Origin of the sequence: Methylobacterium durans (assembly GCF_003173715.1) — a bacterium.
In the GTDB taxonomy this organism is placed as follows: domain Bacteria; phylum Pseudomonadota; class Alphaproteobacteria; order Rhizobiales; family Beijerinckiaceae; genus Methylobacterium; species Methylobacterium durans.
Genome location: NZ_CP029550.1, coordinates 2,121,590 through 2,142,331 on the forward strand (window position 1 = coordinate 2,121,590; position 20,742 = coordinate 2,142,331).

A 20,742-nucleotide genomic window follows, 5' to 3' on the forward strand; every position below is an offset into this window, starting at 1 on the left:
GCGCAACCGGAAGCAGGAGCATGACGATGGGCGTCCCGGTTCTCGTCCTACTTGGCTTCGCGGCTTGGACGCTGTTGACGCTGTTTGGCACCATAGGGGTCTACCGCTGGAGCCGCATCCTGACCGGTCGGGCTTCGATTGCCGAGTGGCGGGCTGACCTTCCCCAAGGAAGCGACTGGTATCAGCGCGCCATGCGCGCGCACATGAATTGCGTCGAAAACCTTCCGGTCTACACGGCCCTTGTCGTGGCTCTGATGGCTACGGGCCTGAAGAGCTCGACCGTCGATTGGTTGGCGATCGCCATACTTGCCGCGCGGGTGAGCCAGACCTTAGCGCACATCTTACTTCCGCCAACCAACGCAGCCGCGAGTCTGCGCTTTGCATTGTTCCTTGCCCAGGCCGCGTGCATGGTCGCCATAGGCATCATTATAGTGTCAAATGGATCGAACACGTAATGCGCCGCACGCAGGCGCGTCTACGGCGGCCGCGCTCCGGGCTGCTGGGGCTGCGAGGAATGGAAAACTGCCTGCGCACCCAGCAGGTGTTCCTCAACTGTGCCGGTGGCAGCCGGCTGGATGGCTGAGGCTGACCGGCAACAACACATTCAAGTTGAGAACCGGCGCCAGCGGTCGGCGGCGAACCGAGCGCGTCCAGACCGGGCCCTCACAGCCGCAGGGCATTCCGTATCGCTTCGCTGCGGTCCTCAGATCACCTCAACCCAGATCGAGCTCTGCATCATAAGCAAGAGGCAGAGATGTTGAAGACCATGAGCTAGGGCGCGAGCAGGAGACAAGCAGGTGCGTGCAATCCAGCCGCGCAGCCACTCTGCATGAACGAGCCGAACTTGAGCGGGAATGCGGCTGAGACCAAGCCGCTGTGCAATCGCGGTCCGGTGGTTCCCACCGACGATGCGTGCCACTGTGCCGTCAGCTCCGATTGCTATCCCAACCTCGCGCTCGTTCCGCTCGTCCTTCGTCCTGCGAACGGCTGTTCCGGAAAATCGGCTGGTGGTCTCTGCCGTGATCTCTGACCGACGCCAAAAGCCATGCTCCTCGATGCTTCGACGAAGCGCCACATAGTGCTCCAGATAGGCCTGGATTGCTGCGGGGTTCGTCAGCGGCACACCATTTCGTTCTTCCGGCCGTCCCTGCGCTGCACGGTCCAGCAAGTCGCGGAAGATCGGTGCTTCGTCCAGCCGGCCCTCATAGTCGAAGACGGCGTCGATCTCGGCGACCTTCAGTGAGGCCTTCAGCGGGAACAGAGCCCTGCTCCAATCGCCCTTGTCGAGGAACCAGTGTGAGAGACGAAGGGCAGCGGAGCCGGTGGACACGACGTCGATGAGCTGATGCTCCAGCCGCTTTGGGTCGATGTCGACCATCAACTCACGTGCGAAGAACCGCTCAGCGAACTCGACTCGAATAGCGTGCTGATGCCGACCTGCCTCAAGCCGGCGATAGGCGCGTGCGAAGTAGGCCTCTCCGATCTTCCCTGGCCGCAGGAGGGGAGCCGTCGCTATCGTCAGTTTTCGGCTGGCGGGCATAGCGGGAGCCACATCCGCACCCAGCCCGAGCAGCGGCATGTACTGAGCAAGATCCGGGGTGAGCCACTGCTGCATATGTGCGCCATCTCAATCAGCCACGTATGTAGCCGGCTTGAGACGCAGAGGAGAAGGTTAATAATCGCGAGCGTCATGCTAGATCCGAGCTGACGAGGGACGCGTGAGGATTTTGAGACACACTGCGAGCATACGCCTACCTGGGCGGTTCGACTTGAGCGTGCCCTTCAGCGCACCTGCATCGCTTGCCCTAGGAGCGACACGTATTTCGGGCACGGACCGTCGCGCAAAGGCTCCATAACGCCCAATCCGCGCATGCCGTGACGCTGCTTGCTGCCTTCAGGTCTGCTTCGGGAGGCGCCTGCGCTTCGTCTTGCCTGTTGCCCGGCGAAGGATGTGCGAGAGCGCCTCGACCGAGTAGGGCTTCTGCAGAAGCTCGAAGCCGTCCGGGCCCTCTTTCGCCAGCACGTGGCTGTAGCCGCTCGTCAGCACCACCGGCAGACCGGGATGGAGGCGCCGGATCTCACGGGCAAGATGAACGCCATCCATGCCCGGCATCACCACGTCCGAGAACACCGCATCGAACACCGCTCCATCGGTGCCAAGCACTTTCAGCGCCTCAGGAGCGTTGTGGGCCCAGGTCGTGACATACCCAAGATCCTCCAGGATCTGCGTCGCAAACCTACCCACCTCCAGGTTGTCCTCGACGATCAGCACCCGCTGCCCAGAGCCGTCCGCTGATGGATTGAGCTCCTCCTCGGGCTCCTGTGTGATCTCGGCCTCAGTTTCAGGCAGGTAGAGCGTGAACGTGGTGCCCTGACCGAGCTTGCTCGCGACATCCACATCGCCGCCGGACTGCTTGGCAAAGCCAAACACCTGCGAAAGACCCAGGCCCGTGCCGCGGCCGATCTCCTTCGTCGTGAAGAAGGGCTCGAAGATGCGGCTGATCTGGCTTGGCTCGATGCCGGAGCCTGTGTCGGTCAGCGATACCGCCGCAAAGGGCCCTGACGCACCCGAGTGGTGGCGGATGGGCGGCATCCCATCGCGGCAGGAAAGGCGCACCGTCAGCGTGCCCTCGCCCTCCATCGCGTCACGGGCATTCACCGCCATGTTGACGAGGGCGGTCTCGAACTGGCTCAGGTCCGCGCGCACGTAGCAGAGGGTATCGGGCACCTCGGTCACGATGCGGATGCGCGCGCCCATGATCGGATCGAGCATCTCGGCCACGGCCCGCAAACACGTTCCGGCCTCGAACACTTCAGGCTGGAGAGCTTGCCTGCGGGCGAAGGCGAGAAGCTGGCTGGTCAGCTTGGCAGCGCGCTGGACAGTGTCTGAGACCGCATCCATGTAGCGCTTACGACGCTCCTCCGGCAGATCGGGGCGCCGGAGGAATTCGACAGATGAGCGGATGATGGTCAGGAGGTTGTTGAAGTCGTGCGCCACACCTCCCGTGAGCTGGCCTACCGCCTCAAGCTTCTGCGATTGTCGCAATGCCTCTTCCGCTCGGGCGAGAGCCTCAGCTTGTTCACGATGGGTGGTGACGTCACGGCCGTTCGCGTAGATCTTCCCGCCCTCGAAGGCCCCCGTCCACGCGAACCAACGATAGCTGCCGTCCTTGTGCCGCACCCGGATCTCGCAAGGGTCCGTCAGCGGCTTCTCGGTGATGCAGGTGCGGATGGCGGTCAGGTTCTCAATCTCGAGAGGATGCGCAAAATCTGCAAAGCTCCTGCCGACGAGTTCATGTTCCTGCCAACCGAGGATCCTCGTCCAAGCTGCGTTGGCGGCCTGAAGCATGCCCTCGGCAGTGACGATGACGAGGAGATCTTGCGACAGGCGCCAAGCCTGATCACGCTCGACAGCGCTGACGCTCACGCGCTGCTGCGCATCGAGGTGAAAGGCGATCAGGTCAGCGAACGCCTTGAACATGCCGATGGTGCCGGGCGTGTTCAGGCGGGCCGGCTGCGGATCGATGGCGCAGAGGGTGCCCCAGAAGGTGCCGTCTGGCAGCACGATGGGCATCGAGATGTAGCTCTGGAAGCCATAACGCGCCGGAGTTGGATGGCCGCAGTAGACCTCGTCTTCAGCGACGTGGTCGATGACGACAGCAACTCCGTCACGCCGGACCTCGCGGCAGATCGTCGTCGCGACCTCCAACTCACCGCCGGGCGGCAGTCCGAATGCAATCCCGTCACGCACTTGGCAGGCAACCCAGCGATCGTCCGTGACGCGAGCCACTGCGGCGAAGCCCACGCCCGTCGCACGGCAGACGGTCTCCAAGATCGTCGGCACCACCTCGATGTTCTCGATGGCCACAAGGTCGGCTTGGAAATCGTGACCTGCGTGGAGTTCGGGCGCAGGCCTATTCATCGGCCGACGAAGTCTGGGCCGCGAGGATAAGGCGAGCTGCAGCTCGATCGCGCTCCATCAGAAGGCGGAGGGCAGCCCGGACCATTTCGCTCGCGGAGGCATACTCACCTCTGGCGACCTGGGCCTCGACGTATTCGGCGAGAGGGCCGGTGAGTGCGATGTGACGGGAGTGCTTTGCAGCCATCCTGTAGCTTAGCACGTCCCTGCAAGGGTGTTTCAATCGAAACACCGTCTGCCCGCTAGGGCACACTTCAACGGACAACCGGAATACCGAACTGGGCAGCGCAGGGCCGGTTCGTGCCCGGCACGAACCTCTACGCGTGACTATGCACGATCTTGCGCAACCAGTTCTATACTCAGCGGAACGGTTTGGCTCGGGTGTGCCTAGCGCAGACCGAAGAACGCCAGAACAGCCATCACGACGACGATCAGGCCTACGAGGTAGATGATATTATTCACGGCGAACTCCCGGAACGTTGACAAGCTTCCTAACATTCGGGGAAGCACAGCCGTTCCGGTACCGAGTCTGACACCCTCAGCTAGGCCCACGGCTTAGCCTTTCAAACCAGAGCGGCACCCTACGGATCATCCGAAGCGGACTAAGCTCCGCCTCTCGCGCAACGCGTCCCGGCCCCGATTCCCTGCTCAGGTCGTGGAACGGTCAAGGTTTCGGCGGGTTGACCTCATGCACGGTGATTGCCCCCAACCCGTGCACCCCAAGGACGTTTCCTCAGCCCCGCCCGCCACTCGGCCCGCGGGGCTTTTCTTTGCCCGAGGACGCCGCTCGAACGCTCGAGTCCTGTCCGTTGGGGAAATACCGTAATGGACAAAACCTCACGTATCCCTGCGCTTGCGAAGGCCAATGTGTGTCACCAAGCACCTGCAGCAAGGTATTGAGAGAGACCACCTTCAGGTCAAGGCACTCGAAAATTGGGGCAGGCTCGCGGCCCCAGGCATGGAAGCCGGCTGGCACCCTTCCGAGCACAGGTGAGGTACAGGGGCCGGAGGGCTCTAGGCTCGTGCTGTGACCAACCTGCGAACGTGATGAGCTTCGTGGGTCCGCGCTTAGGCATGGGCGCGTGCCTTCTCGAACCGGGGTGCGAGCATTTGCTCGATCGGCAGGCCCTTGCGGAGCCGATGGGTGATGGTGTTCTCAGCGATGCCGAGGCGTTCGGCCCACTGCGCGACCGTCAGGGACTCACCGTTCGCGTCAGTGATCAGCTGTCCGACGCGACCACGAAGATGCCCACGGTTCTCGCCCTTGGTGTCGGCATCAGCCTCGGCAATGTGCTTGATCGCGAGGGTGCGCACCTGTGTCGGTTCGAGGTCGGCAAGGGCGCACACCTCATGGAAGTCTTGGCTTGGAGTGGTGAGCCAATGCCGCGCGTCGCTACGTTCAAGCACGGTCTCGCGGCGCATGCCGGTGGTAGCGGCGTCGGCAAAAGCTTGGGAGATTACGGCACGCCAGAGGGACAGGTCGTCAGACATTGTTCTCTTGGGCCTGCTTCGCCCGGTTGTGGAAGGGGTTGGCGCACAGTGGCGCCCGGTTCTGGCGGTCCCAGAAACGCTCGAGGGCCGCGCGGCGCCCATCCTCAGTGCGGGCCTGCGCGGGGCGATGTGGACCACGACGTTCGGGGGTGCGCCGCAGCGGACGCACGCGGGACTGGAGTAAGCCGCGGCAACACCGGATGCACCGCCACATGTCACGGCGCCAGCTTCATCATCGACGCATGTGGGGAACTCAGCGAGGGGCGGGGCAGCTTCGGCTGCCCTCACCGCGCTCCCCAACGGCAGACGACCTCAATGCCTCGTCTGCAAAGGCGGAGACCGTTGGTGCTCGACACGAGCGACGATCTCGGCGGTCCACATCATCGCTTCTCCGGCCGGGCCAGCACGGCCGCCGTGCGCACTTGGCACGCTTCAGGTGATCGGTGAGACATGCTGGCCTGTCACGCCCCAGTCACATCCATCCCCACCGAACCGTCGGCACGATTGAGAGAAGTGACGCGAGGTCCAGCAGCACCGCCACTCTGCAGCTCCCAGGCATCCAAGGCGCTGTTCGCAGCATCAAGGAGGTCGCGGGCCGTCCCACCTGGGACCTCAGGCCGGATTGCTTCCACGAGCCGGGTCAGGAGCGTCTGCTCCGTCTGAGGATGCCTGCCGCCCTCAGCCTGCCGCATGTAGGCGGCGTAAACGTTCTCGGCGATCGTGCGTGCCGTCCGATCGGCGTCAGGCGTGTCCTGCTGCATCTCTCGATCTCTACGAGCTACATACTTGCCAAAGGCCAACCGTCAGGACCGCGTTGCGTTCAGCATCTCATCGAGGAGAACTCGCACCTACCTTCCCTATCCGCTGTCCCGGCCCATCGCTGTTCTCTGCGACGCGGATGCCGCCGGACGCGTACCATTCCTGACCGCGGTCTGATCCGAAAGGGCTGTGCTCAGCATCCGGCGTTGGTCCAGGATGTCCCTCGTCAGCGACACCGACGCCAAGGGCCTCAGATGCGTGGTCCGGCGCCTCTTCATCTGGTGCCGGTTCTTGGTTCTTGCTTGGCGAGAGATCAGGGACGCGCGGAGGTCAACCTCGGGCCGCGATGATGGGCAGAGAACCGAACCAGCGGAGTCGCGCCATGCCCCGCCTGCCCACTGTCCTCGTCGCCTTGAGCCTAACCGCGGTCATATCGGCGGGAGCTTGGTGGGCGATCATCGTCGCGATGCAAGGCCCCTTCGAGTGATGCCGCGAGACGCCGGTGGGCCAAGCCGTAAACTACGCGAGCCGTGAGTCAGCCGCCGCTCACGTCAGACAGCCCTTCGCGTGGCTCAATGCAGCGTGTCAGGGGGTTCTAGGAAGGAGGCGATGCCATCCTCTGCGACAGCAGCCTTGAAAGCCTGGAAGGCGTCCGCATCAGTCGCAAAGAGTTCGTTCCACACCGTTGAGCCGTCGTCCTGGTCCACAACCTCAAGAGCCCACTCGCCAGCGTCGCCGACGAAGCGATAGATCTTCACCTCGACCGTGATGCCATCTTGCGTGACGGGACCGGAGAGCGGTGAGAGTTCAAGCTCGCGACTCTTGATCACCATAGCCAAACCTCCTCAGCTTGGTTGCTCAGCGCTTCTCGGTGAAGAGGACGATATCGGCCTCATTCGCCCTTGAGCAGCTTCAGGAAGCGGCGCACACCGCGCTCGTCACCCTGTGCCTCGGGCTTGGTCGCATCGTCTTGTACTAATGCCGGCTCCGAAGACAGCTCGCCGCCCTCCGCTGCTTCTTCCTCTGTCATGCCTGACAGTTCGTACAGCGCCTGAGTGACCAGCGGCGGCCAGGGTTCGCCACGCTCCTGGAGCAGCCTCGCGGCCTTGATGAGCGCGTGAACCTGCACCGTCAGGACCGGCTGATCCGCAAGCCCCGCCATAAGCAATCGGTCGGCAAGTTCCGTCGCCATGCGCGAGACATCGCTGAGGCGTAGATCGCTGGTTCGGTGCTCCAAGGTCACTTCAGATAGCCCTTCGCCTACAGATGCTCAGTGAGGAACAGACGGGCTCCTGAGCCCTCCTCAGCTGTATCGTAGCATGCACGGATAGCGGTGCGGGCCGTGAGGCTAAGCAGGGAAGCGTCGCGTTGTAGCTGTGGGCAGGAATGGAGATTCATCCGTGGCAAGCGGCTTCCCCTCGGCTGAGTTGGCAGTCCTCGTCGTCGAAGACGACCCCTTACAGAGGATGGCAGCGACAAGCGCGCTGAGAGACGCCGGCATGCGCGTTATGGAGGCTGCAACCATCGAGGCGGCCACCTCCGCGCTCGATGCCAATCCGGATCTCCGCGTGATGGTGACCGACATTGATCTCATCGGTGAGCCGCTGACAGGTCTGACCCTCGCTAAGGCAGTGGCTGCTCGATGGCCAGAGGTCTCGATGTTGATTGTGTCTGGCGTGGTTCAGCTGGAGCCAGGGGCCATGCCGCAGGGCGCACGGTTTCTGCGCAAACCGTTCGAAGACGAGGCGCTGGTCAGGGCCGTGCAGGAGCTCGTTGCAACGCGAGCGGCCGGCTGCCTGGAACCTGACGGTTCAGCGATGGCCTAGCCGGTCGCCATAACAATCCTGAGCTTCTGGAGACTGTCCAAAGGCCCGTTTTACGGTTTTATAAAGCGACCTTACGCGATGGGAAACGCGCGGAGTATGCGAATACCGTGGCCTCGCCTGTGAAGGGAGCTGCCGCGCTTTCCTTGCGTTGGACGATACGCGGTCCCACCTCCTCGGTTTCAGGAACTGAGAGAGGGAACGGCATGGCGCGCTTCATTGCGGTTGAAAGGGGTACAGGCCGCGTCTACGGCGACACGGCTCGGTTTGGCTCGGCGGGAAACGTGGTTTCGCCTGCAGACGCAGTTTGCCTATTTGATCGCCACGCTGGCCGTGCCACCCGCGGCTTCGGCTGCGTCAAACCTGATAGCAATTCGGCACACTACGACGTCTACGAGATCCCGCACTCGGCTCCCGGCAGAGCCGCAGCGAGCGATGCGGAGGGCCAAGCTCTTGTCCGCGAGCATGGCTCGTTGGTGACGTCTCTCGTCACCTACAATTCCTGAGCGCGTCCGCCGCGGGTCTCCCGTTACGCCTCGTCTCCATGGGCAGATGCCATAAACGCGCTGACGCGAGGCGGCCGGCTCCATAACGCCCAATCCGCGAGCCGCTGCGTGTTGCGCGAGACAAGGATCTCGGCCTCAAACTGCAGCCGCAGCCAGGAAGCAGAGGATGCCAACCGCCAGCATCGCCAGCCCAGGCCAGTTTGCCCGCGGGCTGAAGCCAGCCGCGCTGTCAGTTCGGCTCCTAGCTCCGAAGCGCCCGCCCCAGAGCGCCGTGAAGGCTGTGAGCATGATACCGCCGATGAAAAGCAGCACTCCGATCCAGATAAGAACCATCCTGGGCTCAAAGGCAGCCTGCGCGCTCATCGCAGACACTCGCTTCTCGTCTGTTCCGCAATGATGCTCCGCCCGGCCCGACAGAGAGGCAATCCTCCGTGCTGTTGCGCGCAGGGGCTTGGCGGTTCCGTAAACGTGCCTACGCGAAGGGAAACGCGCGCATTCTGCGAGTAGGCGGGTTTCGCGCGGCGATGCGCCTTACCTTAGCCTCGCGGCACGCATGTAGTCCTCGGCCACCGCCTGAGCACGCAGCCGGATCGCCTGCACGCGATGGCGCCGGACTTGGTCGAGAAGCTCATCTGTGGCCTCCAATTGACCTTCCTGCTGGTGAGCGTGAGCTGCCGCGGCGAGCTCGTCCGCCATCGCCTCGGCCAGGGGGGCGGCGACAATGCGATTGGCAGGCGCGAGCTTCACAGGAGCCTCAAGGATCATGAGCTACGGGCATCCGCAGGCTCTAGGCTGCTTATGGCTCAGCGGCCGCGGGACTGCCGTGATGAACGTCACGCTGACGAGCTGGAGGCGCGCAAACCTTCAAGGGCCTCCGACGTGCACGTCCCAGCCAGGAGATCTCGCGCCTGGGGCTGCACGCGTCTCTCGCTTGCCGGAGCTACCGAGGCATCCAAATATGCTCGCCCGAGACAGCTAAGGTACCGACCATGAGCACTGGCACCGTGAAGTGGTTCAACGAAACGAAGGGCTACGGCTTCATCCAGCCGGACGACGGCGGCAAGGACGTGTTCGTGCACATCTCGGCGGTCGAGCGTGCCGGTCTGCGCACCCTCGCTGAGGGCCAGAAGATCTCCTACGAGGTCGAGGCTGACCGGCGATCGGGCAAGGAGAGCGCAGCCAACCTGAAGGTCGGGTAGGTCGCTGGCCGAACCGCGAGGCGGGCGTTTGGAAAACGCTTCGCCCGCCAGTTCAATTGTTGGAGACAGAGCGGCCCCGCAGCCATGTACGAGGCCGCTCCGGAGGTGCCCCTCCAAGGAGAGACCTCTCTCGACCTGCCCAGGAGTGAGGCACAGGTGATGGCCTAGCGTAGGCCGAAGTCGCCCCGCCCGCGAGCCCGAGTGAGGTTCAGAGAATGGGCGTTATGGAGCGTCCGCGCGCCGATCACGGTAAAATCCATAAGCCGCTGCCAGCACCTGCAAGATGAGCCGCCGGTGCCGCCGGTCTCAAAAACCGTCGGACACTGTTGGCGAATTCGACAGCTATGCCGCGAGCGCTTTGAAGCGTGAGGTGCGCGTGGGTGCCAGCGGCCGCAGCGAGAACCAGGCGGCGAGGCGATCTAGGTTGAGAGCGGCTGCCGTCGCTACGCTTTGCAGGGTGGTCTTGGCCAGCCCGCGGTAGCGCGCCCGGCGTAGGCCGAAGCTGCGCACGCCCTGCGAGATCGTCGCCTCGATGCCTTGCCGCTGTCCGTACAGCTGCCGGCCCTCCTCGCTCTCCTGCCGCATGCGCGCAGCCGCCAGCGCCTCGTGCTCGGCGCGTGGATGCAGGCTGAGCCGGCGGCTCCCCGCCCGGGTACAACGCGGCTTGGCGGAACACGCGCGGCAAGCGGCGGGGCTGAAGCCCGCACGGATGAACGCGCGTCCACTCGCCTTGTCCCGGTAGGCGCCCCAACTCGTGCTCGCGTGGCCCTCCGGGCAGCGCACGCGGTGGCGCTCCCAGTCGACCGCGAAGTCGGTGACGTGGAACGCCCCCTCCTCACGCGTCTGCCAACTCTGGTTTGACCGCGCGGGGCCGATCAGTGCGATGCCGTGCCGCTCATGCGCCGCGACCAGATGCTCGGCGCTGACGTAGGCGGCATCGACTAGGTGCTCGGAGGGGATCAGATCCAGGCCCGCCAGGGCGGCATGGATCTCACCGGTGCGCATCGCCTCATGTACGTTGGCCGGCGTCGTGTCGGTGTGAACGACCAGCCGAGGCAGGTCGGGATCACAGGTCTCGGTCAGGTGGACCATGTAGCCCGTCCAGTCGGTTCCAGACTTGGCTCGGAACCGGGCCTCGACGTCGTAGGGCGACTCGACCCGGTCGCCGGGTCCACGCCCCTGCACCGGGCGCAATCGGATGCCGGCACCGGCGGGTGGGCTGCCGTCACCTGCGCGCGCGAAGTGCCGCGCCCATACCCGGCGCAGCACGGCGACGGATGGCAAGGCGACAGCGAGGGGCCGGGCGCCCGCGCCATCCAGCGCGTCGAGCAGGCGGTAGCCGTCCGCCCCGACCTGGAGCACGTAAGCCTCGCGCTTGGGCCCGGTCTCCGGCAGGCGCGCGTCCTCGATCCGGTGATCGTAGCGGTCGTGCCAATCGGGCGGAGCGACATCGCGCAGCCAGTCGGGGACAAGGGCTGCGACCGCGTTGAGAGCCGCGCGCAGCGTCTCGGCCAGCAGTTCGATCCGGTTGAGATCGCGCACGGCCGCCAGCACGTGCGTGCTGTCGGTGCGCTGGCGCCCGCGCGCCTTGAGCACGCCCTGGTCGCGCGCGGCCTCGAGGATGCGGGCCAGCAGCCGCCCGGCGGCCTCGTGCTCCAGCAGCCGGCCGCGGAACTCGCACAAGACGCTGGGGTCGAAGCCGGGATCGGCGAGGTCGAGGGCGAGCAGGTACTTCCAGTCGATCCGGGCCCGAACCGCCTCGGCGGCCTGGCGGTCGCTCAGGCCCTCCCGAAACTGCAAAAGCGTGACCAGGGCCAAGCGCCAAGGAGCGTAGGCGGGCTGGCCGCGGATGGGATAGAGATCGGCGAACGCGGCATCGGCGAAGATTGTGCCGAGGCGGGCGCGCAGCAGCAGGTAGGGATTGCCGCGCCGAAACGCGGTCTGGGCGACGTGGGCGGTGTCCTCAGGGACTGGTGGGAGCGGGGGTTGCGGCCGGAGCGACATCGGCGACCTCCGAGCGGGACCGCCAGCCTACACCAAGCACGACACACACCGGAATTCGCCAGCAGTGTCCCGTCGTTTTTCGTACATCGTGTTTGTGAGGGGTGGGTGATCCAACACCAATACAGCGAGGTCGCGCGCTCCGGGATCAGGCACCGCGTTCCAGCGAGTGCACGATGTGCTCCGCGAGCTTCGCGGCCGGAACCGACAGCGTCGAGGCTGCCATCAATGCGATCTCCGTTGCCGAGAGGTCCGGCATACTCGGTCCCTCCAGCACCGAGAAGTCGGCCGGCACCATGTCCTTGGGCAGTACCGTCACCCCAAGCCCCGCACGCACGGCGGCCTGCGCGCCCGCCAGCGACGTCGAAGTATAGGCCACCCGCCAGCGCCGTCCTAGCCGATCGAGTGCTCGCATCGCCCGTTTGCGATACACGCAAGGATGCGGCGAGACCACGAGAGGCAGGTCGTGCTCCGTGTCGGCGAAGACAGGCACGCGTTGTGGCGCGCAGGCCCAGACCAGCGCCTCGTGCCAGACCCGGACGCCCTCGCTGGGACCGAGCGGCTCACGCTTGATCAGCACAAGGTCGAACTCGCCTGCGCCGAACCGCTCGATAAGGTTCAAGGTCAGGTCGGTGGTCACCTCAAGCGCAACATTCGGATGGGCCGTCGCGAAGGCGGCCAACACGCCCGACAGATGCGCGGTGGCGAAGTCCTCCGGCGTGCCAAGTCGCACGAGACCGGATACGGCCGGCTCGATCATGCGTGCGACGAGCTCGTCCGATAGCATGATGATGCGCCGGCCGTGAGTGGCTAGGACCTCGCCGTCGCTGGTCAGCCTGAACGAGCGTGGCGAACGCTCGATCAAACGGCAACCGAGCGTGTCCTCCAGCCGCTTGATCTGCAAGCTGATCGTCGGTTGGCTGAGGCGCAGACGCTCGCCCGCTCGCGTCAAACCGCCGGCGTCCACGACGGCGAGAAAAGTGCGGACCAGATCGAGGTTCAGACTCGGCAGCATGGTCAATCATTGCCGATCGCAATGACAGACTGCAAGACATAGCCGTATCGCACATGCTGGTAAGCCTGCACTGTCCGCTCGATCACCGGGACCCGCTGCGATGACCACCCTCGACCTTCTGCAGGCCAACCTGCTTTCGCCGCCCGTGCTCTGCTTCGCACTCGGCGCTTTGGCCGTCGCAGCTCGCTCGGACCTGCGCGTGCCCGAACCGGTCTTCGCGGCCCTGTCGATGTACCTGATGCTCTCGATCGGGCTGCGCGGCGGGGCAGAGCTTGGTCACGTCTCAGTGCAAGCCGTGGCCGCGCCGATCGCCGGGGCGTTCCTGATCTGCTGCGCCATTCCGCTGTGGTGCTACGCAGCCCTGCGACGCCTTGGTCGACTGTCGGTGCCGGACTCGGCGGCGCTGGCCGCGCATTACGGCTCGGTCTCGGCTGTGACCTTCGCTGCAGTGACGGCCATGCTCGACCGCCAAGCCGTGTCCTATGAGGGCTACGCGGCCACGCTGCTGGCGGTCATGGAAGTGCCCGCCATCATCGTCGCGATCGGTCTCGCGCGCGTGGCGGAAACGGCTTCGGCTGGTGGGATTGTCGCGACGGGTAGCGGCGGCGCTTTTCTCGGCGCGAACAGACCGGTGACGCGCGGGGGTGGGCAGGCGCTGCTGGCCGAGGTTCTGTCCTCGAAAAGCGTACTGATCCTGATCGGCGGCCTCGCCATCGGCGCACTTGCTGGTTCTGCCAGCCTGACGAAGGTCAAGCCATTCTTCGTCGACCTGTTTCCGGGAGCGCTGTGCGTGTTCCTGCTGGCGCTTGGCCACATGGCTGCGAGCCGGGCGAGCGAGTTCCGTAAAGCCGGCGTGTTCCTGGTCGGTTTCGCCCTGCTGATGCCGCTCCTGCACGCGACGCTCGGCCTGGGCATCGCCTATGCAGTCGGCTTATCAATGGGCGGAGCGATCATCCTGGCGACCCTGGCGGCGAGCGCCTCCTACATCGCGGCTCCTGCCGCAGTGCAGCTCGCGCTGCCGGAGGCCAATCCGAGCCTCTACCTGACCTGCTCGCTCGCGATCACCTTCCCCTTCAACATCGCGCTCGGACTGCCGCTCTACCAGGCGATGGCTCAGGCCTTCTATGGCTAGGCGCGCCGCACTACCTGTGGTCGCGGGTCACGTCGTCGCCATCGTGCAGCACGTCGAAGTAGTACCAGGGCATGCGCTCTCCCGCTGGCAGGGGCAGGCTGCAGCATCGCCTCACAGTATCACTTCGCGCCGGATCCCGAGATTTGCGCCGACGGATAATGGGCCTGCCCGACAGCCGAAGCGGTCGTCACGATCACCAGCCCGGTGATGATGATGGCGAAGGCGCGGACGTACTGCTGCATGGTGATAGGCAATGGCGGTGCTCCTCTGGCAGGAGCCTAATGCGCCAACCGTGCCAGCCCGTTCCGTGAGCGGTGGTAGATCACCCGCGCGCTCCTGCCCATCGTCACTGCAAGCTGGCAGTTGCCGCGGCATAGATCGCGATGACGATCAGGCCATAGGCGAGGGTCTCGCCCACCAAGAGGGCGACCCAGGCGGGGAAGGGGATCTTGGTGTGCCACTCCAGGAAGTGCCGCATGCCGGGCCTCCCTCTGTCCAGAGTCAACGCGCGGCCGGGCTCGCCGTGTGCCCCGTCGCGCGAATTAGGCGGCCCCTGCTGGGAGCGAGGCTCGATCCACTGGCTGAGACCGGCCGCACAACGACGGCCGCCAGCGAGCCTCTCATTGGAAGCTAGGGCATGCGCCAGAGGCTCAGGCTGGACAGCAAGGGCGGAGTCCGTGAGACCCCGCCCCCGTCTTACATCCCCGCGTTGATCGCAATCTCGTCGCCGGGATCGATCGAAGCAGTTGCTGTTCCGATCGCCGAAGCCGCAGTGAGAGCCGCAATCATAGCGACGATGACCGCGGCGTCGGCGATCTCAAAGCGGCAGCGCCACGGGTCCGTCTTCTTCGCCAGCAACTCGGTTGTCAGGGTTGGGATCGCCCGACAGGCGTCCAGGTAGGCCGCCTCAATCCCGATCAGGTCGAGCCCGACGTCGTCGCGCTCCAGACCGGCAGGGGTGCGCAGGTGGAAGTAGAACCAGGGCATCTCGCCTCGTAGCTCGGTCGGCGCAGAAGGACATTCACGCAGGCGAACAAATCGACCGTACCCAGCGGGACGCAACCGTCGACAACGTACCGCCCGCTTGCCGTTGCTATCCTGCTTGTTAACATCTGTTGCACCGGCAACAGGCCAGGGCTGTGTTCGCGCTCCGCTCAGATGGCGTACAAGGCCCTCGCCCAACCAGAGCCGCACATGACGCCTGCCACTCGCTGCTCGCGAACCATCGAGCACCTGTCCGCCCTCACAACCTCCGATGTTGCGCACCGCGTCGTCCAAGCTCTCGACGAGCTTGAGGACGCCTATCCGGATCGCAGCGACCGCGTGATTGCGATGGAAGACGTCTTGCAGACCTTCGTGCGCAGCCGGGCCGGCAAAGAGCGCAAGGCGCCTTTCGCCCGGTTCGTCTACGTCACGATTAATCGCCGGCTGTCCGTCGTCAGATGATTTGAGACGATCTGGGACGCTCAGGAACGGAGGCTCTGGTCCACCTGGGTTGAGAGGTTAGGCAGCCCGCGCGTGGTGGCGCAAGCGGCGGTCGATGAGGGTCTGACGCTTGATCTGCGCCCGCTCGCGCAGGATGCCCTCGCCGCGGCCGAGATAGACGTCAGCGGGGGTGAGATTGCCCAGGCTCTCGTGAGCTCGGACGTGGTTGTAGTGCTCCACGAAGGCGGCAACCCGGGCCTCCAACTCGCCCGGCAGGTAGGCGTGTTCGAGCAGGATGCGGTTCTTGAGCGTCTGGTGCCAGCGCTCGATCTTGCCCTGCGTCTGGGGATGGCGCGGCGCACCGCGGATGTGGGTCATGCCTCGGCTGCCGAGCCATGTCGCCAAGTCACCCGCGACGTAGCTCGATCCGTTGTCGGTCAGCAGCCGCGGGCGATGCGCCACCGGCACCTGATCGAGCCCGGCCGCGGTCAGCGCCAGATCGAGCGTGGCGGTGACGTCGCTGGCCTGCATCGTGGCGCAGAGCTTCCAGGCCACGATGAAGCGCGAGAAGTCGTCCAGCACCGTCGACAGGTAGTACCAGCCCCAGCCGACAACCTTCAGGTAGGTGAAGTCGGTCTGCCAGAGCTGGTTGGGCGCCGTGGTCTTGTCGCGGAACGCGTCGGCGGCCTTGACGACGATGTAAGCGGGGCTGGTGATCAGGTCCTGGGCCTTGAGCAGGCGGTAGACGCTGGCTTCCGAGACGAAGTAGCGCCGCTCGTCGGTGAAGCGCACCGCCAGTTCGCGTGGGCTGAGTTCCGGCTCCTCCAGCGCGAGGGCGACGATCTGCTCGCGGATCTCTGTCGGTAGACGGTTCCAGACCCGGCTGGGCCGGGATGGTCGGTCAGCCAATGCCTCGGGACCGCCTCTCAGGTAGGCGTCGTACCAGCGGTAGAACGTCGATCGGGTGATGCCGAGCTTCTCCAGGGTGCGGCGCACCGGCAGGTGGGATTGCTCAACCAGCCGGATGATCTCCAGCTTCTCAGGGGCTGGGTACCTCATGCCTCGTCGTCCCCAGCCCCGCTCATGCTTTTTTTGAGCAGGCGGTTCTCCAGGAGGAGATCGGCCACAACCTCCTTCAGCGCGCCCGCCTCGCGGCGCAGCTCCTTGACTTCGTCTGCTGTCGCCGCCCGCGCCGTGTCGCCCGCCAGCCGCTTCTTACCGGCTTCCAGGAACTCCTTGGACCAGCCGTAGTACATCGAGCTGGCGATGCCCTCGCGCCGACACAGCTCGGCGATACTGTCCTCGCCGCGCAGGCCCTCCAGCACGATGCGGATCTTCTCCTCGGCCGAGAACTGCCGGCGGGTGGCCCGGCGGATGTCTTTGATCACCGCGTCTGCCGGCTTGCGTGCCAGTCCGGATGTCTGCTTCATCGTCGTGCCTCAGGACTACGATGAACCAGCCATCCTCCGTTCGTGAAGGGCCTCGATGTGTCTCAGGAGCGCTGACGGCGGACAGGGCGGTGAGCCGTGAGCGGGATGCTCTGCACGCCACCCTGGCTCAGACCTATGCGCTCCTGGCGCGCCTTCGCTCGCGGGGGCAGGGCCAGCAGGAGGCGTAAGGAGTGAACGGGCGGGTTTACCGCTGCAGCCGCACGCCTGAGTAGGTGAGCGTGGCCGAGTAGACGGGATAGTCGTCCTCGTCCCTCACCAGCACGGTGAACGTGCTCTGGTCCCCTCCCTTGGGGATGTCCTCACGGGCGATGTTCGGCAGGAGAGACTTGGCCTTGGCATAGGCCTCGTCCGGGCCTGCCAACTCGGTTCCAGTGTCATCGACGTCGGGACCGCCGTCGTGAACGTCGAAGAAGTAGCGGGGCATATGGCTCTCCGCAGGTCAGGCGGGAGCATACGCATCTCTCAGGCGCCAGCAGCCAGGGATCGAGCCAGCGATGGTCGATTTCTGCGCCGATCGGTACGGAAGATGCCACAACGTTTGTGAACCCTTGCAGGAGATGGCGACCGCGTTCCGATAGAGCTTGCCCGTGTGGACCGTTCCATCTCCAGCGAGGGCCACGCCAACTGGACGCCTCGGGACGCAGGTTCGTCTGGCCTCCGAGATCCTGATGGAACGAGCATGCGCTGCGTGCATATCGAGCTTCGTCCGTTGGGGCATACCTCAGTGAACGCACGGAAAGAAGGTCAAATGCGCGTCCGCAAGGCTTGTCTCGGTTAACGGACACTTGGCTCTGCGGACAGGATTCCAGCCAGCCGTCCTAAGCGGTGACTTCGACCGTCACTCTTCCGGCCGGCTCCCCGCTGCGACCGAGGCTACCCTCCGGCGCCTGCGTGATCCGCTGCCCTGCTGATCCATGTTGCGGCTGAGCGCCTTCAACGTCAGCTCGAGCCACATGCGGTACGCGCTCTGGCGGATTGCCGCGGCGGCCGAAGAGCCCTCCTGCCCAAGAGTCTGAGCGGCCTCCCACAACTCGCGTGCCATCAGCGTTCGCATGCGTTGCCCAATTTGCCGCCCTCAAGGCAGATTGAGCAAACAGCGTCAGAGCTCAATTCGACTTTGGTAGGGCGCAAGCGAGTTCGGCGAGCCACAGGCCCAATCGCCGACGATGAGTGGGTAGCAGCCTAGCTGATCTGCAGCCGTACCATCGGACCTCGGGGCACGAACCACAGACAGCGATGGGGAACGGCGAGGAACACCATGGGGAACATAGGGAACACCGCGACCGTTCGCGGCACAAGAACGTCAGCAGGATCAATAGGTTGAGTGGAGCGGGCGATCGGGATCGAGCCGACGACATTCAGCTTGGGAAGCTGTCGCAGGACGTTGATGCTGCTCGAAGGTGTTCCCGATGGGTGCGCTGCTGCAGAGCGCATGATCAACACAGCCGTCCGCGCGGGGAGCCTCGTGTGCCGCTCACCCAGCAAGGCAGCTACAGCGACAGCCTCCCACAGAGGATGGGGTCCGGCAGCGGTCAGCAGCGATCAATCTGTTCCGCGTGAGTAGGCCACCTTCGCCAGCTGCTCGATAACCTGCACCACACGTTCCGTCGCGACATGATGGACCATGTGGCCTGCCGCCCTGATCACCTCCACTGTTCCGCTTGGTACCACTCGCTGAAGCCGCTGAGCCTGTTCGGGTCCGACGACCTTGTCGCCATCGCCAGCCAAGATAGACACTGGCGTCGAGAGGGCGCCGTAGCGGCCGCTCAGCCTCGACGCATCCATCACCATCAGAGCGCCGTCCGAGGCCGTGGCGCGGATCTGCCAGGGCCGTAGCGCCATCGCGGGTGAGTACTCGCGGTCGAACCGCTCCGTCACTGCGCTCGGCGCGAACATGGCACGCTTCATCGCTGGCATCGTCATCCAACCGAACAGCGGTGAGATCGTGTAGCGCAGGATGTCTCCCAGCACGGGCGTGGCCACCGGTGCGACCATCAGCGAATCCAAGCGCGGCGTCGGGAAGTAGTAGCCAGAAATCAGAACGAGACCTGCCGTGCTGGTCGGATGCCGCTCGGCAAGAGCCAAGGCGACGAGCGTGCCCCACGAATGTCCCACCACCACAGCACGCTGCACGCCCAGCTGCAGCAGAGCCGCATGGATGAGGTCGGCCTGTTCGCTTGCGGTCCAGAGCTGGCCACGCGGGCGCGTGCTGTGGCCGAAGCCTGGGCGGTCGAAGATGATGACCCGGTATGTCGCACGAAGCCGCTCAGCAACCCCGCTGGTGTCGAAGTCGTCGCCTGAGACTGCGTTGCCGTGCAGCAGGATGATGGGGGCGCCGGTGCCTTGGTCGTGGTAGTGCAGGCGCACGCTACCGACTTGGAGGAAGGCGCCAGTGGGCGGGTGTCGGCGCTCGGCCAGACGGGCGACGGCATAGTTCACGAGCGCCAGCGCCACGAGAGCGGCTATGAGGGCGATCAGCGTCCAGAGCCACACTGACCCATGCGTGCTGTCGACGACGATCATGGCATCCCCTCTCAGGCTCAGAGCGAACCTCCCCGGATCAACGGGTTGTGCCGAGCCTCAACCCGGTTCCGGACACTGCCGAGCGGACTGAGTGTAATCGAGGCTAGCGGAGCGATCGGCTGCTTGGAGCACGGTTCAAGGCGGAACCGGCGAACGATGCTCGCCAGGATCAGCACCGCCTCCATCATCGCGAACCGGTGCGCGATGCAGATACGCGGTCCGCCCCCGAACGGTAGGTAGGCAAAGCGCGGCAAGCGACGCACGGGATCATCCTTCCACCGCGCCGGACGAAACGCCTCAGGCTCATCGTAGAAGCGCGGGTCGCGATGCAGCACCCAGGGTGACACGTACAGCGGCGTTCCGGCTCGAACGCGGTAGCCCTTGATCTCGCAATCCGCACCAGCTTCGCGGCCGATCACCCAGGCAGGCGGGTATAGGCGCATGCCCTCCATGACGGTTCGTTCGGCTAGTCGCAGACGTGCCACATCATCATCCGTGGCGGTGCTGTCGCCCAGCACGGCCGAGGCTTCCGCAGCAACGGCGGCATCCGCTTCGGGATGCCGGCCGAGCAGATACATGGTCCAGGTGAGCGCCAGCGCGGTCGTCTCATGCCCGGCCAGGAGGAAGGTCACGACCTCGTCCCGAAGCTGGCGGTCCGACATCGGCTCGCCCGTCTCGTCGCGGGCGTTCATGAGGGCGGTGAGCAGATCATCGCCATCCTGAAAGAAGCGCTTCTCGCGGATGATCCGTTCGACCACCCCTTCGACACAACGCAGGGCACGTTTGTAGCGGAGGTGCCCCGGCAGTGGCACCGCATCAGGGATCAGGAAGGGGCGCACAAAGCGCGAGGCGATCTCGCCTCTGAGGTCTGCCAGGGCCGCGTCCATGCAGGTCATGTCCTCGGCAGACGCCGCACCGAACAGCGTCTCGGCGGCGATCTTGAGGGTAAGCGCCATCATATCGGTGTGCAGATCGCGCTCCTCACCCGTCCGCCATCCGTCGAGCATCTGCTCGGTGAGACGGACCATGGTGTCGGCGTAGCTGGCAAGCTTCGGTCCCGCGAATGCGGGTGCAGCCAGACGGCGCTGTCGCTGCCAAAAGCTGCCCTGGCTGATCAGCAGGCCGTTGCCGAAGACCGCCGTGACCTGCCGCCAGAAGAAGTCGGGCTTTGGGTACGCACGGTGCCGGCCGACCAGAACAGGCTCAATCTCGGCTGGATCGTTGAGCAAGAGAGCGGGCTTCGGGCCAAAGTGGAGGGAAACGACGTCCCCGTAGCGATCGGCACACGCTGTGAAGAAGGCGAGCGGGTCGCGCCGCAGGTCCAGGAGATTGCCAAGGAGAGGTAGGCCTGCAGGGCCGGGTGGCTCGTGAGTACGTCCCCTGACGGGGCGACCCGCGCCTTTCCAGACGACAGCCACAGCGTCCTCCCGACAACAGTGACCTGCTCAAATCTATCGACGGGTCTACTCTCCAGCAATGCTAGCCGGTGCCCGAGAGC

The 20,742-nt window shown here is 65.0% G+C and carries 23 protein-coding genes; 5 read left to right on the plus strand and 18 right to left on the minus strand.

Annotated features, from left to right (window positions below; genetic code table 11):
- Positions 1-20 precede the first annotated feature (20 nt).
- Entirely contained in the window at positions 21-455 is a 435-nt protein-coding gene (locus tag DK389_RS09685) for an MAPEG family protein (protein WP_236960774.1), read from the plus strand.
- A gap of 248 nt (positions 456-703) precedes the next feature.
- Here the strand turns inward: DK389_RS09685 and DK389_RS09690 are convergent, their stop codons facing one another.
- The 7 genes from DK389_RS09690 to DK389_RS09720 all read right to left on the minus strand — a co-directional run bounded on the left by DK389_RS09690 (position 704) and on the right by DK389_RS09720 (position 7,361).
- Positions 704-1,615, minus strand: a complete 912-nt coding sequence (locus tag DK389_RS09690) for a ParB N-terminal domain-containing protein (protein WP_109889160.1) — start codon at positions 1,613-1,615, stop codon at positions 704-706.
- Between the two features lie 279 nt (positions 1,616-1,894).
- A complete protein-coding gene (locus DK389_RS09695) occupies positions 1,895-3,922 on the minus strand; it encodes a GAF domain-containing hybrid sensor histidine kinase/response regulator (RefSeq protein ID WP_109889162.1) in 2,028 nt (675 codons plus the stop codon).
- Positions 3,915-4,106, minus strand: coding sequence for a type II toxin-antitoxin system ParD family antitoxin (locus DK389_RS09700; RefSeq protein ID WP_109889164.1), 192 nt, complete (start codon positions 4,104-4,106; stop codon positions 3,915-3,917). The genes DK389_RS09695 and DK389_RS09700 overlap by 8 nt, the downstream gene beginning before the upstream one ends.
- An 881-nt stretch (positions 4,107-4,987) precedes the next feature.
- On the minus strand, positions 4,988-5,410 hold the full coding sequence (locus tag DK389_RS32255) for a hypothetical protein (RefSeq protein ID WP_162560592.1): 423 nt from the start codon (positions 5,408-5,410) through the stop codon (positions 4,988-4,990).
- Between the two features lie 461 nt (positions 5,411-5,871).
- Positions 5,872-6,171, minus strand: coding sequence for a hypothetical protein (locus DK389_RS09710; RefSeq protein WP_109889167.1), 300 nt, complete (start codon positions 6,169-6,171; stop codon positions 5,872-5,874).
- Between the two features lie 570 nt (positions 6,172-6,741).
- Positions 6,742-7,002 (minus strand): hypothetical protein, encoded by a 261-nt coding sequence (locus tag DK389_RS09715; RefSeq protein ID WP_109889169.1) that lies wholly within the window; start codon positions 7,000-7,002, stop codon positions 6,742-6,744.
- A gap of 59 nt (positions 7,003-7,061) precedes the next feature.
- Positions 7,062-7,361, minus strand: a complete 300-nt coding sequence (locus DK389_RS09720) for a hypothetical protein (protein WP_109889171.1) — start codon at positions 7,359-7,361, stop codon at positions 7,062-7,064.
- A 208-nt stretch (positions 7,362-7,569) separates the two neighbouring features.
- Between DK389_RS09720 and DK389_RS09725 the strand changes: the two genes are divergently transcribed.
- A complete protein-coding gene (locus tag DK389_RS09725) occupies positions 7,570-7,995 on the plus strand; it encodes a response regulator (protein WP_236960775.1) in 426 nt (141 codons plus the stop codon).
- Between the two features lie 638 nt (positions 7,996-8,633).
- On the opposite strand, the gene DK389_RS09730 is transcribed toward DK389_RS09725, so the two are convergent.
- On the minus strand, positions 8,634-8,861 hold the full coding sequence (locus DK389_RS09730) for a hypothetical protein (RefSeq protein WP_109889173.1): 228 nt from the start codon (positions 8,859-8,861) through the stop codon (positions 8,634-8,636).
- Between the two features lie 168 nt (positions 8,862-9,029).
- Positions 9,030-9,263 carry a hypothetical protein gene (locus DK389_RS09735; RefSeq protein WP_109889175.1) on the minus strand — a complete coding sequence of 78 codons (234 nt, stop codon included), beginning with the start codon at positions 9,261-9,263 and terminating at the stop codon, positions 9,030-9,032.
- 224 nt (positions 9,264-9,487) lie between these two features.
- Here DK389_RS09735 and DK389_RS09740 point away from each other — a divergent pair, with 224 nt between their 5' ends.
- Positions 9,488-9,697, plus strand: a complete 210-nt coding sequence (locus DK389_RS09740; RefSeq protein WP_109889177.1) for a cold-shock protein — start codon at positions 9,488-9,490, stop codon at positions 9,695-9,697.
- Positions 9,698-10,039: 342 nt separating this feature from the next.
- On the opposite strand, the gene DK389_RS09745 is transcribed toward DK389_RS09740, so the two are convergent.
- Entirely contained in the window at positions 10,040-11,701 is a 1,662-nt protein-coding gene (locus tag DK389_RS09745) for an IS1182 family transposase (RefSeq protein WP_109889179.1), read from the minus strand.
- Between the two features lie 145 nt (positions 11,702-11,846).
- The gene (locus DK389_RS09750) at positions 11,847-12,713 is read right to left on the minus strand and encodes a LysR family transcriptional regulator (RefSeq protein WP_109889181.1); all 867 of its coding nucleotides are present in this window, start codon (positions 12,711-12,713) and stop codon (positions 11,847-11,849) included.
- A gap of 100 nt (positions 12,714-12,813) precedes the next feature.
- On the opposite strand from DK389_RS09750, the gene DK389_RS09755 reads away from it, so the two are divergent.
- Positions 12,814-13,845, plus strand: coding sequence for a sodium-dependent bicarbonate transport family permease (locus DK389_RS09755; protein ID WP_109889183.1), 1,032 nt, complete (start codon positions 12,814-12,816; stop codon positions 13,843-13,845).
- Between the two features lie 119 nt (positions 13,846-13,964).
- Here DK389_RS09755 and DK389_RS34955 read toward each other — a convergent pair whose 3' ends face one another.
- The 3 genes from DK389_RS34955 to DK389_RS09760 form a co-directional block, all read right to left on the minus strand.
- Positions 13,965-14,087 (minus strand): hypothetical protein, encoded by a 123-nt coding sequence (locus DK389_RS34955; protein ID WP_257791938.1) that lies wholly within the window; start codon positions 14,085-14,087, stop codon positions 13,965-13,967.
- Positions 14,088-14,191: 104 nt separating this feature from the next.
- Complete coding sequence (locus DK389_RS34960) at positions 14,192-14,323, minus strand: hypothetical protein (RefSeq protein ID WP_257791939.1); 132 nt, start codon at positions 14,321-14,323, stop codon at positions 14,192-14,194.
- Between the two features lie 218 nt (positions 14,324-14,541).
- Entirely contained in the window at positions 14,542-14,832 is a 291-nt protein-coding gene (locus DK389_RS09760) for a DUF6894 family protein (RefSeq protein WP_109889185.1), read from the minus strand.
- Between the two features lie 171 nt (positions 14,833-15,003).
- Between DK389_RS09760 and DK389_RS09765 the strand changes: the two genes are divergently transcribed.
- Positions 15,004-15,291 (plus strand): hypothetical protein, encoded by a 288-nt coding sequence (locus DK389_RS09765; protein WP_162560593.1) that lies wholly within the window; start codon positions 15,004-15,006, stop codon positions 15,289-15,291.
- 57 nt (positions 15,292-15,348) lie between these two features.
- On the opposite strand, the gene DK389_RS09770 is transcribed toward DK389_RS09765, so the two are convergent.
- From DK389_RS09770 to DK389_RS09790, 4 genes are all read right to left on the minus strand, one after another.
- Positions 15,349-16,700, minus strand: a protein-coding gene (locus DK389_RS09770; protein ID WP_109889188.1) for an IS3 family transposase whose coding sequence is annotated in 2 segments (ribosomal slippage) — positions 15,349-16,362 and positions 16,365-16,700 — 1,350 coding nt in all. Because the reading frame shifts where the segments join, the coding sequence is not laid out codon by codon here.
- Between the two features lie 205 nt (positions 16,701-16,905).
- A complete protein-coding gene (locus DK389_RS09775; protein ID WP_109889190.1) occupies positions 16,906-17,145 on the minus strand; it encodes a DUF6894 family protein in 240 nt (79 codons plus the stop codon).
- A 1,118-nt stretch (positions 17,146-18,263) separates the two neighbouring features.
- On the minus strand, positions 18,264-19,244 hold the full coding sequence (locus DK389_RS09785) for an alpha/beta fold hydrolase (protein WP_109889194.1): 981 nt from the start codon (positions 19,242-19,244) through the stop codon (positions 18,264-18,266).
- A gap of 17 nt (positions 19,245-19,261) precedes the next feature.
- Positions 19,262-20,662: a cytochrome P450 gene (locus DK389_RS09790; RefSeq protein ID WP_109889196.1), complete on the minus strand. Its 1,401-nt coding sequence runs from the start codon at positions 20,660-20,662 to the stop codon at positions 19,262-19,264.
- Positions 20,663-20,742 lie beyond the last annotated feature (80 nt).